Annotated in this window: 12 protein-coding genes; 4 read left to right on the top strand and 8 right to left on the bottom strand. The window is 34.7% G+C overall.

Annotated features, from left to right (window positions below; translation table 11 throughout):
* Positions 1 to 136: 136 nt before the first annotated feature.
* Positions 137 to 553: a c-type cytochrome gene (locus OSO01_RS11020; RefSeq protein WP_307725846.1), complete on the bottom strand. Its 417-nt coding sequence runs from the start codon at positions 551 to 553 to the stop codon at positions 137 to 139.
* An 833-nt stretch (positions 554 to 1,386) separates the two neighbouring features.
* On the opposite strand from OSO01_RS11020, the gene OSO01_RS11015 reads away from it, so the two are divergent.
* A complete protein-coding gene (locus OSO01_RS11015) occupies positions 1,387 to 2,286 on the top strand; it encodes an alpha/beta hydrolase fold domain-containing protein (RefSeq protein ID WP_147210480.1) in 900 nt (299 codons plus the stop codon).
* A gap of 102 nt (positions 2,287 to 2,388) precedes the next feature.
* On the opposite strand, the gene OSO01_RS11010 is transcribed toward OSO01_RS11015, so the two are convergent.
* The 4 genes from OSO01_RS11010 to OSO01_RS10990 all read right to left on the bottom strand — a co-directional run bounded on the left by OSO01_RS11010 (position 2,389) and on the right by OSO01_RS10990 (position 4,671).
* The gene (locus OSO01_RS11010; RefSeq protein ID WP_147210479.1) at positions 2,389 to 3,033 is read right to left on the bottom strand and encodes a hypothetical protein; all 645 of its coding nucleotides are present in this window, start codon (positions 3,031 to 3,033) and stop codon (positions 2,389 to 2,391) included.
* 225 nt (positions 3,034 to 3,258) lie between these two features.
* On the bottom strand, positions 3,259 to 3,915 hold the full coding sequence (locus OSO01_RS11000) for a hypothetical protein (protein ID WP_147210478.1): 657 nt from the start codon (positions 3,913 to 3,915) through the stop codon (positions 3,259 to 3,261).
* A 13-nt stretch (positions 3,916 to 3,928) separates the two neighbouring features.
* The gene (locus OSO01_RS10995) at positions 3,929 to 4,345 is read right to left on the bottom strand and encodes a permease prefix domain 1-containing protein (RefSeq protein WP_147210477.1); all 417 of its coding nucleotides are present in this window, start codon (positions 4,343 to 4,345) and stop codon (positions 3,929 to 3,931) included.
* Complete coding sequence (locus tag OSO01_RS10990; RefSeq protein WP_147210476.1) at positions 4,342 to 4,671, bottom strand: PadR family transcriptional regulator; 330 nt, start codon at positions 4,669 to 4,671, stop codon at positions 4,342 to 4,344. The genes OSO01_RS10995 and OSO01_RS10990 overlap by 4 nt, the downstream gene beginning before the upstream one ends.
* 733 nt (positions 4,672 to 5,404) lie before the next feature.
* Between OSO01_RS10990 and OSO01_RS10985 the strand changes: the two genes are divergently transcribed.
* Positions 5,405 to 6,073 (top strand): YvcA-related protein, encoded by a 669-nt coding sequence (locus OSO01_RS10985; protein ID WP_147210475.1) that lies wholly within the window; start codon positions 5,405 to 5,407, stop codon positions 6,071 to 6,073.
* Positions 6,074 to 6,464: 391 nt separating this feature from the next.
* On the opposite strand, the gene OSO01_RS10975 is transcribed toward OSO01_RS10985, so the two are convergent.
* From OSO01_RS10975 to OSO01_RS10965, 3 genes are all read right to left on the bottom strand, one after another.
* On the bottom strand, positions 6,465 to 7,265 hold the full coding sequence (locus OSO01_RS10975; RefSeq protein WP_147210474.1) for an HAD family hydrolase: 801 nt from the start codon (positions 7,263 to 7,265) through the stop codon (positions 6,465 to 6,467).
* Between the two features lie 67 nt (positions 7,266 to 7,332).
* Positions 7,333 to 8,547, bottom strand: a complete 1,215-nt coding sequence (locus OSO01_RS10970) for an MFS transporter (RefSeq protein ID WP_147210473.1) — start codon at positions 8,545 to 8,547, stop codon at positions 7,333 to 7,335.
* Positions 8,548 to 8,609: 62 nt separating this feature from the next.
* Complete coding sequence (locus OSO01_RS10965; RefSeq protein ID WP_147210472.1) at positions 8,610 to 9,623, bottom strand: ROK family protein; 1,014 nt, start codon at positions 9,621 to 9,623, stop codon at positions 8,610 to 8,612.
* 348 nt (positions 9,624 to 9,971) lie between these two features.
* On the opposite strand from OSO01_RS10965, the gene OSO01_RS10960 reads away from it, so the two are divergent.
* Together OSO01_RS10960 and OSO01_RS10955 are read left to right on the top strand one after the other, a co-directional pair.
* The gene (locus tag OSO01_RS10960; protein WP_147210471.1) at positions 9,972 to 10,439 is read left to right on the top strand and encodes a DUF6323 family protein; all 468 of its coding nucleotides are present in this window, start codon (positions 9,972 to 9,974) and stop codon (positions 10,437 to 10,439) included.
* Positions 10,440 to 10,442: 3 nt separating this feature from the next.
* Positions 10,443 to 11,879: a DUF6179 domain-containing protein gene (locus tag OSO01_RS10955; RefSeq protein ID WP_147210470.1), complete on the top strand. Its 1,437-nt coding sequence runs from the start codon at positions 10,443 to 10,445 to the stop codon at positions 11,877 to 11,879.
* Positions 11,880 to 11,984 lie beyond the last annotated feature (105 nt).

The following is an 11,984-nucleotide window of genomic DNA, read 5'->3' as shown; positions in this document are numbered from 1 at the left end:
CATTATTCAATTTCATTCTTTTATGTAATTATTAATCAGCAAACAAAGTGCTCCCTTTATGCCACTAGAGAGTTTTTATTATTTCTCCGTCTGCTTAAAGGGAGCATCATAATGTATACTTATTTTTTATTACCTATTACTTATGTTCACTCAGCCACTTAGTAAGTTCATCCAGGTCATCACCCTCTAAATTCCCGAAGGCTGGCATTCCTCCATCTGTTCCATTTTCAACAATATCAGCAATTTCATTCTGAGAATATTTGCTGCCGATTTCTGTTAAATCCGGACCTCCTCCAGTCAGATCTTGGCCATGGCAGCCGGCACAATTGTTTTGAAATACTTCTTCTCCAGCTTCAACGCTGGCAAACTCAGAATCTTCATCTTCCTTATTTTCTTCCACACCTGCAGACTCTGTCTCTCCCTCACCACCTGCGTTATCAGCGCTTTCATTATTGTCATCTCCTCCACAAGCTGCTAATACACACGCTAAACATAAGACCAATAATATGAGATAGAACATAAGTTTTCCCTTTTTAAATAATTTTATTTTCAATTTTCATACTACTCCTTTTATCTTTAAAAAACTATATATTTGCTTATATAGAATGATTCAAAAGACCTGAAAAAATATCTTTTAATAACAGCTTCTATGTGTTGTATTCTCGTAAGATTGATATATACTATTCCCTCCCTATCAGGAAAAGAATATATTTTTATTTATTTCACAAATAACAACAAGGTAAAATTAACTGTATATCTGCCAATTGAATAGAGCTTTCACTGTAAAAATTTTTAATCCCGATGATTTTAAGCCGATAAATTGATTATAATTACTGTAAACATAATTCTATTTAAAGATGATAAATAATGAAGAAGCGTATATACTTGTAAGGTATTTAGATTTTACATCTTAACTAATACAATAAACACAAATATTTATGTAAAGATTGCAGAATAAATATTGGTATTACAGAAGTTTTGGAATGCAGTCATCTTCTTTTGTTTTATACTGAAAGGATGGCTTTTTAGTTTGTTTAAATAAAATTACATCAGATATTATTTGATCCATGCTAAGTCATCTGCTGGATATATAGGAATAATCAATACGTATGCGACGGCTTCCGTATGCTCAAAACATACTTTAACAATAAGATTGTCACAAGTAATGTTCAAAATGGGTTAAACATTATACATAAAATGAAACTTCAATCAAAACTTGACTAAAAAGCAGTCTTCATAAAGAATCTTGAACCAATCAGAGCATCCTGGACTGCCCTGCTCCCACTTAGAATTTTCAATTTTCCTTTCTTATTGAAGCGGAAGCCTTACACACAAGTTAAACTGCGATAAAATCGAACGATTAATGATATACAGGGGGAAGCAAATATGAGAAGTATTCAGAGCTGGTTTGCAGAACGTTTACTCACACGGTTGAGTAACAAAAATAATTTTACCAATCATAATTTATACGCTAAATTTTTAAAAGAAAAACAAATCAAAAATGAGAAGCCTTATGTCTTGCCAAAATTTATTCAAAGAAAGTTTGACATAAAAAAACAAAAGTTTGATGGAATGGACTATTATATCTTTAATCAAGAAAAAAATACTTCTGAAAAAGCTATACTCTATTTGCATGGAGGAGGATATATCGAACAGCCATCTGTATTCCACTGGATTTTTCTTGGAAAAATAGCAAAAGAAACGAAAGCTACAATTTTCGTTCCAATCTACCCTAAAGCTCCCAACCATCAATATAATGAATCTTTTGATAAAGTTCTTCCGATATACGAATGGATTTTAAGAACATTTGGTAAGGATAATATTACCTTGATGGGCGACTCAGCCGGCGGAGGATTTGCATTAGCGTTAGCACAATTGCTCCTGGAAAAAAAGTTATCACAGCCCCGGCATATCATCTTAATTTCACCTTGGCTTGATATTACGATGAAAAATCCAGATGCTTCTGCGCTGGAACGCAAAGATCCAATGCTGGGTATTTATGGTTTAATCGAAATGGGGAAAGCATATGCAGGAGACACAAACCCAAATGATTATTTACTCAGCCCAATAAATGGAGAGATAAATGGATTGGGAGAAATTACTTTATTTGTCGGAACACATGAAGTTTTTTTACCTGACGCCAGAAAGTTCAGAGACAGACTGAAAGCGGGAGAAGTGAAAATAAATTATTTTGAATATCCAAAGATGAATCACATCTTTGTACTTTATCCTATACCCGAAGCAAAAAAAGCGACCAGAGAAATAGTGGAAATTATCAATAATTAACCATAACAATATATACATTCTTGCAGTTAAAACCAGCTGAAGCAGCGCCTCCGCTTGAAACAGACGTAGATTTACGGTATTTTGATTCAAGACAAACACGTACTAAAAAACAACAATAAAGTAAAACGATAAGTGCAGAACTAAAATAATATGAAGTGTTTTCAGTTTCGCACGTAAAAATGCCACTACGATGCCGAGACCTAGGATACTAAATGCAGATGAAACATGCGCGGGTGCAAAACTATCGGGAATAAATACCACATGGCCAATATAGAAAATGATTGCAACTGCCAGAATAACTGTCCACATTGGCAGGTGTTCCTCTAAGTAACTCTGCAATAATCCAAATGTAAGGTAATCCTGCCAGAATACAGAAACAGTCATCCAAAAAATATAAAGATGTGCTGGAAGCGGAAGATTGTAATAAAAAGGAAGCACCAAAGCCAGAACAACGGGAGAAATATAGAGATAAATCCATTTGGATTGATGAAATAATAATTGATTACAGCGTTTATGCGTTACAATCAGTATGATTACAATAATTAATGCAATGATTGTTTCTAGAAAAATAGAGGATTCGTCATTATTCGTAAATAGGTTCCCAATACCATTGCCATGCAGCCCTGGCGTCAAATACCAGAGTATAAGCCACCCTCCACAAATAACAAGAAAGGAACTCCAAGGCAATATTCTATTATTGGATGCAGAGGTATCATCTGGCGGTATAAAAAATAGAAAGTCTAACATGTTTTGGTCCTTCTTTTTCACATTCACCAAATCCTTTTAAGAAAAATTCACTGATAATGGTTTCATTATTTTTACACTTATCAAACTTCTATTCACGCAAAGCGAGATTTTTATCGTCTTTGTTTTGATGTCCACAATTCGAACATAGCTAACTGGAGGGGGAGTTTTTAACAACGATAACAATTTGCTTTCTGTACCAGGCTGCTTTGTATTCCAGCATTGTTCCTATATTTGCCGGATTATTTTATTGCGACTATTTCTTTTATTAGAACCATAAAAATACATACTCAAAGGCCACCACAGAATTAGAAAAATCGGATACACTTCCCAAATAACATTTGGTGTGGAAACCGCGCTGACAACAATCAAAAAAACGACTGTTAAGAAGGTTCCGAAAATAGATAGTCCAAAATATCTTTTTGAACTGATAAAATATAAAAGTGTTGGCCACCATAACACTGCATATGCCGGATAAACCGCCCACGGGTACCCTGGCGAAAGATAATAATTCAAGAAAGAATAATACAGTATGGCAGCCAGGCTTCCGATTATTGCAACAGACAGTTTTATACTTGATTTACCTAAGAAAGTTAAGACTACCAATAAAATAATTGGATAAACAGCGTATAAAACCCATGGATGCCCCGGTGAATTGAAATAATTATTTAACGATAAGAAAAGGATGATTATTAATCCTACAAAAAGAACACCAAATTTATATTGCTTTTCACTTAAAAAATAAAGGCTGACAGGCCACAGAACAAGTATATGAGAAGGATATAAAAACCAAAGATGCTCAGGACTGGTGAGAAGGTTAACTATCATCAAAAATACAATCGTCATAATACTTCCAATCGTTGCAAAAACAATTTCCTGCTTCATGTTGACACCTCTTTTATTTTAATTTTCTCCATCGATAAAACATACTGAGCGGCCACCATAAAATAGCAAAGGTCGGATAGACAAACCAAATTGTTGATGGCGAGTAGTATAGATTAATAAAAACCATCAAGGCAATAATTAAAATACTTCCCCAGATAGAGAAATTCAAATCGATTTTTGCTCTTTCAATTCTTTTTCCATCTCCATCTCTGTTTACGTTATAAACACCTAGTTCACTTTTTATTTCATCAATATTCCCAAATTCCACGATGGCTTTGTTAACAGCATCCTCTTCTTCTTTTCCTTGAGCCACCAAATCATACACTTTTTCTTCCAGATTCTGAAAAATCTCTTGTTTAATAATTTCCTTTTCTTCACTCTTTGGAATATCTTTAAATAATTCATTTACATGATTTTTTATCTTATTCAATCTAATCCCTCCATAAACAAATCAATAATTTCCTTTGTAACTTTCCATTCTCTGGCTGTCTCTTTTAAATATGCTTTTCCTAACATCGTGATCCTATAATATTTTCGCTTTCCGCCATGAGATACTTTGCCATAATATGACTCAATTAATTCTTTCTTTTCAAGGCGTTGGAAAACGGCATATAATGTTGCTTCTTTAATCTGAAAACGATTTTCTGTCCGCAAGCTGATTTGTTTTGATATTTCATAACCATATTGATCATTTTCATAAATCAACCGCAGTATAATCGATTCCAGATGTCCCCGGATAATATCACTTCTAATCATAATAATCCTTCCTTATCATATAACTCTATCTAATAGAGTTATATTAACACTTATTACTCTATGTGTCAAAGTAATTATAATTAAAGAAAATTGATACTCCTAATTATTTGAAAGGTCTATTAAATAAATCATTTTCAATTTAATAAGCATTTATATGATTTATTACCATTTACTTATTATTATATCGGAAGAGTAATTATATCATTTATTACTCTTTCTGTTATAGCAAAATCACAAGCTGTATTGAGGTTTATAAATCCACGGAAATCAACCATGTAATATGAAGATTTTTTCTGCAAAAATCAATCGCATTCTCCCCCCCTTCGCTTCATTAGAATGATTGAAATAGTTAATACCCTGATGAACGATAGCGCCAGCATTGCCCCTCGGTCAGGTTATTCGAACTATATGACGGTCCTGGCGGTACCATAGCTCTTTCGGATTCTTGTAATAAAAAATTACGAGCGACACTGATTGGAGTCAATACATCGTTCCAAGTAGATTGTTTGCAAGAATTTGAGTAAGTGTAATACCAAGAAATACATCCAGAACAAGAATTCGACATTTTCCAAGTAATGCAGCAACCAAATCGAGACACTGCTTCATCCTTGGAGAGTACCTTTTCACTCTAGTTTTTACAGCATTAGAAAGATCAGCCATCCCTAAAATTTTACCTGTTCTTTGGAAACAGGCTTCATATCTCTTTATAAAACCATTATTTTTTAGAGGAATATTGAAAAAATATATCGTCATGTTTGTATGTATACTAATCATCGCAGGTGGCTGCGATATGCGTATACAAGAAGAAAATAGAAAGCCTTCAGAAATGAAGCTTGATGAATTACCAGAAGCACCAGCATTTAAAGATAACTTTACAAGAGGGTTTTTACAGTCCGCAGAGCCAATACGAGAAGGGTATTACCCTTTTTTATCGGAATCAGAAAGCTTTACCATGGACTTTCCTGAAGAGATGAAAGTGGAGTATCGGAGTCATTTCGCAAGTTCTGATAACGAGAGGGAAACAATTGAAATAAGGAATGTAGAAAAGAACAGAAATGTTCATGTCCATTTTTTTATGCAATATTATCGCTCTATGGGCACTGCAGAAGATAGTATGAGAATGATGTCAGCAAGTGCTGATAAGGATTTAAATTTCAAAAAAATAGAAACAACTTATGAAAATCAATATTTAGATGTTGCAGAATTTCAATATGATGAGAATAACCACACTATCTTAGCGATAGTATGGAATGAAGCGGGTCAACAGATTCAAATTTCTTTGATGGCAAGATGCCTGGATTCTGAAGAGATGGACCGATGTGAACCTTTAACAAAAGAGGATAGAGAAAAAACAATGGAACAATTTAAATCCATAGAATTGATTCTCCCCGAAAACGATTAATCATATCAGAAAGAAAAAACAGAATTTATAATTGGCAGTGTTTTCAATTGATAATAAAAAGTTTTCTAAAACACCCAACACGTTAGAATAAAATCGGAATGTATTTATAGCTATCTAAAAGCAATATTTTTATAGTTTCTTATACAAAATAAATACTGACTGCACAGACAGCCAGTATTAAAAACCGCACGGAAGAAGACCATTGAATATTAATTACAAACTTTTCTTGCAGATAGCTAACCCGAGTTCCGCACTGCCAAAATGCCGGGATCGGGATTTCTCTGCGTGATAAAACCAGTTAAACACAAACGGTAATTCTTCTTTTTCAACGTACCTCTTACCATTATAACAATTGTAAAAAGTTTATATAGCTCATTTTCTAATCATACCATTATCCTTGTAAAGATAACGTTTGAATGATCGTCTTCATTACAGCATCCTCTTCATTGGAACGAGCGATGTAATTCGCGGCATCTTTTAATTCCTGTACTGCATTACGGACCGCAAAACTATATTTCGCACGGACCATAAGCTCTAAATCATTATAACCGTCACCAAACGCCATCGTTTCTTCCGGGGTCGTATTTAATAAATGCTGTAAATGTTCAACAGTAGTCCCCTTATGAACATTAGCATTTGCAATATCAATCCAGGCTGCTTCAGAGGCAACAATGTAAGCTGACTCAAAAAATGGAGATAATTTCTCTTTTGTCTCAAAACAATTTAAGGATGGATCATGAACTGTTATCTTAATAAAATCATCCGTTATTTCATTAAAATCAGCAACCTGCCTTATCTGCGTATATGATCCTTTGACAACATTCATTTCATCCGGTGAAAGGTTTTGTTTAACAATCGCTGCCTCTTTCGTACATGCGATAATCGTATGTTTCGAACTTATTTCCTCAAGTAAGTGAATAATTTTCAGTCCTAATTTATTGCTTAACAATGATTCATAAACAAATTTACCTTGATGCTTGATTCGGGTTGCGCTGTCTCCCAGAATCCATAAATCATCTGCATCGTCTCCAAATAATGTCTCCACACGTTCACATTGTTTCCCTGTAACAGGTGCAAATACAACATCTTTTTCCTTCATTATCTTTTTAACATCTTTATACAATTCCCGATTAAAATCACCACTGTTATTCAAAAATGTACCATCCATATCTGTTAATATCAATTTAATCATATAATATCCTCCCGCTCTGTAAATAAATTCATCCATTTAAGAACTCTATTTAAGACGATCTGTATTTCTACCTCTCCTGCTTTAATAATTGAGATGTTTTCAGTAAGCTGTTTAATTTCTCTGAGCATAGAATCATTACTGCAATAAAAATAACAATACAAATCGTAAAGACTCCCATCGTTGTGTGAGATACAATGAAACCGATAACAGGTGGCATAAATGTAGTACCTGTATAAGCGGCAGCCATTTGATAACCCATTATTGTTTGAGAATGTTTTCTTCCAAATCGCGACGGTGTTTCATGTAACATACACGGAAATATTGGAGCTAGACCAAGCCCAATAATGATAAAGCCAGCAAGTGAAAAAAAGGCGGACAGTGGCAGCAACAGAATAACGGCACCTGTTAATGCTGTGATTTGGCCAGATCTAATCAGTGTGCGATTCGTTATTTTAAAGGTAATAAAACCAGTTATTAACCTTCCTGCTGTTATCCCCACAAAATACATAGAAACCCAACTGGCTGCTGTTGCTGCATTTAATCCTTTGATGTTTACTAAGAAACTGCTTCCCCAAAGGTTTACCGTTGCTTCAACACCACAATATAATAAGAAAGAAACAAGCGCCAGTTTAACTCCCTTTATTTGCGTTGGCTTTATTTTTTTTATAGGTTCATCCTTCATTAGATAGATTTCATCTTCATTCTGATCAGGTATGCTATGCGTACTATTGTGGATTACTTTGTTCCATAAAGGCAAAGAGAAAAAGAGAATCAAAATCAATACAAATTGAATACCAGCAATAACGAGATACCCGTTTCTCCAAGAATTATCCCCAGAAATAAAATACGCCATTATAATCGGTCCGAGGGATGCTCCTATCCCCCAAAAACAATGCAGCCAGCTCATATGATGCGCCTTGTAGTGGGTAGCTACATAATTGTTTAACCCCGCATCAACAGCTCCAGCTCCCAAACCAAGAGGAATGGCACAAATGATTAACCAAATTACCGATGGAGCAAAATAAAACCCTAATAAAGCAATGGCAGTCATTAAGACACTGACAAAGGTTACTTTGCCAGTACCGAACAATTTAAGTATCCTCCCGCTAACTAAGCTGGAAATAATCGTACCAAATGCAATCATCATAAAAAGGATTCCGCCTGTTTCAATCGGAGCGCTAAGATCTGATTGCATTACCGGCCATGCTGCTCCTAATAATGAATCTGGTAGTCCTAAACTGATAAAAGCTAAATAAATAATTAGTAAAAGATATACTGCCATGTTTTATCTCCTTTTAATATTTATCTTTCCATGAAGATTTAAAATGAAAGTTATAGTTACAGTCACCTCTCCTGAAAGTTAATTTTATAAATCGTGTCTTTCGTAACTAACCATCTTAAACCAACTGTTATGCTTTGCTGGAAATTCCGGTCAAAATAGATGACAGGTTTGTTTGGCTGCCTGGAAAGATGCGTATTACCCCCAATTTGTCGCTTCATCATTTCTTCGTCTATATTTTCAGAGGAAATCACAAAAATACTTGGAGCTATAACAGCATTATAAATAGCTACAATTTCTGAAAGATTATGGACTAATTCTTCATCCGTACCTGGAGCAGCTTTATCCATAAGCATCGGAAGATATTTTATTTCACCGGCCAACCCTTTCTGTCCTTCTATAAGCACACCTTTAGATAGTATGGTTATTCCCGGCATACTTTTTTCTGGATAATAGATTCCAACAACACTTTCATTCGTAAGATTATTTTCAACACAATATCCCATCGTCATGATATGTGCATCATTCTGTATTTTTATAGGAATATCCGTTATTTTTTTCAGTTCTTTTTCAATATTCCAGGAATCAAACATATTTTCCCAACTGGATGTAATAACACCTTCAAAAATTTTCCCGGGCAGTGTCAGCCCTATTCTTTCAATTTCATATTCTCTATGAATATATTTATCAATGATTTGCAAAAGGTCATCTGTATCATTCGGAAAATCGACTATATCAGAAACTTTCTCATCTCCATCCAAATTTACAATTTTAATGATTGTTTCCAAGTTCCTTTTCCGTTTAGCACTCTTTTTTTCTTGAATTGAAACGAGAAGATAAAATGATTTGTCATAATTAAAAATATAATCGGCTGCCGGCCGCCCTGTCTTTTGCTGTACGAAAGAATTCTCCAAAAATATGTTTTCCTTCACTAATTCTTTAACTAATGAATTAATAGTAACTACACTAAGGCCGGTGTCTTTAACCATCTCTGCTTTAATAGCTTTTCTCTTTTTAAACAGCAACGCTTTCAATTCCCTCAGGTTTTTTTGTCTAATAGGATTGTTTTCTTCTCTCAATCAAACCACCTCCCACATTCATTAAACTACTTTATTAAGTACCTTTAATAAATATAAATGATAAACAAATTATTGTAAAGAGAATTTGCAGGATATTGCCATAAAGTGAAACTTCATTGAGCAGGGTTTTCTTCCATGGGATTGGAACTGGAATAAATAATTTACCGGGGTTAAAAAGCGCTGCGCGTTGACAGTTCATAAATATTTAAACTCGATCTAAAAAGTTGACAAAAAAATTATTTTATGCTATAATTTACATTTATTATTTTTAGTTATATAATAGGGTTCCCTTGGCCAGGGGACCCTTTTTTTGCGTTCTAAATATCCTTACAGGAAAGGTGATATCCTATGAATTTATCCGCTATGTTGAATTCCATCCAACAATCACATCATTCCAATACAATAATGGATCTGGTTAGTTTAAACGATAAAACAAAAGAGCGGGGTTTAGCGCTAACGCCAGATGATGCAAAGTCACTCGTGGCATCCAGAAATAAAGTGCTGCGTGATCATGCGAGAATTGAATTGAGCAACGGTGTGTTAAAGGAGTTAATTGAGGTATTTTCCACCTCCCCTTATATAAACCAGGAGCACTATGTTGATACACTGAATGAACTTCAGGAGATTTTTTATTATCTTAGAAATGAAACGGAAGATAAGGTTGCAGATGCAAAGCTTATTCAACTGATGAATGATTATTATAACAGATCCTGTGCAGGCTCTATCGAACTGTTAAGAAGTAAAATGGAAGAATTCACGGAGAATTTCAGAAGAGATATAACGCTTCCTGATTCTATTTTTAAAGGGGATGAATAATATATGGAATTCGATAACCACTCAGGTCATTCCCGGCAGATTTCTAATATAAGAATTGATCGGTCGCGGTTAAAACAAAACCAATATACCCTCTCTCTCCTGCAGGAAGGTCAGCGGTCAGGAGTTATCCCAAGTCAAAAAGTTTATCAGATACAAGTAGAAGTGGTGCAGGTTCTTCAGCGATTAATCCTGCGGTATACTCAAGGAGCAAGTACCTCAGTGACAACGGAAACAGCGGAAGGAATCATGACATCCCTGCTTTATGCTATTGATGCTTATGCTCTTCAATATGAGAATCCTGAGGAAGCACTTACTCGTTTAAATTTGGAAAGTATAAAAGATATACATTCTAAAGGGGTTGAATTACTCCGCTGTTATTTTGAAGAAACAAAACAACTGTATCAAGAAGTTAAAAAGATCAAATTAGATGTGCCGGTCGATGCTTATCATTTGACTATTGATGAATCGTTACCTGTATTTATAAAACATTATGATATTATTTTCGAAGCCCAAAATACTATGGCAAGCATTGATTATCCTTTAGCTGTTGATGATATGCGGCTTCAGGGCGTTTTTTATATACGGCAGTATTTAGAGCGATTACGAATAGAGACAGAATTCTGCCGCTTTTTTAGTCTTCAGGATGTAATGTTTGTCTTAATAAATTTCGGAAAAATAAGTCGCTTTAATTACCAAATCGAGCTGTTTAATATGTTTGAGCTAATGATAAATAATGCTGTTTTTTCACTGCTGTCCGGAGGAAAACCTGATAATGTCCGGATTTCGGGAATTCAATTTGAGCAGCTGAATCGAATGTTAACAGCTGCCCCTGCTGATCAAAGGACGAAGTTGATTCATCAAGCTCTTGATCAGCTGCAGAAAATCCTGCAAACAAATCAGGCTCTCATTGATTACATCGATTTGTACCGCGGTGAATTCGTTCAAAGGGTGAATAGTGCTGCAAAAATCGGCAGCTTCGAAACGCTTATTATCCGAGAAATAAAAGAACATGAAAAAACAATGGTATTCAAGTTAGATGAGAATGATCGAATGAGTGATATACAAATGCGCAGCTTAGTAGACCGTATCTTAGAAATCAGCAATTCTGAAGAAAAAGCACTGCTCATCCGGAGACATTTTGTTTCACTGCATGATTATCTGGATCTACTCCATGCAGGATGCCTGTTTAACGGGGATTATGAAGCTCTTTTTAGAACTTTTGGAGATATTGAACTAGCTATTTTAGCCAAAATCATATTTTATGAGAAATTACGGGATGCTACGCACGATTTTTCAGATATTATTGAGGATGGTATCGAAGCGGAGAATGAGTGGGAGATACATTATATTGAATTTATACAGCAGTTGGAAGATGAGCGCATTAAAGCTATAGGGAATTTTATTTATGAAATCAATTATGAGGATATATCCTTTCATTAGGCAGAAATTATTGAAAGGAAAATGATTACTTCATCTCCCTTAAGTTTTCCTGTCTACAAAGGAATAGAACTGCGCGAAATAAGAAGTGAATTGTATCAGCTATGT

Source organism: Oceanobacillus sojae (assembly GCF_007991515.1).
Taxonomy (GTDB): domain Bacteria; phylum Bacillota; class Bacilli; order Bacillales; family Amphibacillaceae; genus Oceanobacillus; species Oceanobacillus sojae.
The sequence above is the reverse complement of the archived record's forward strand: the minus strand, read 5'-3'. Positions and strand labels throughout refer to the sequence as shown.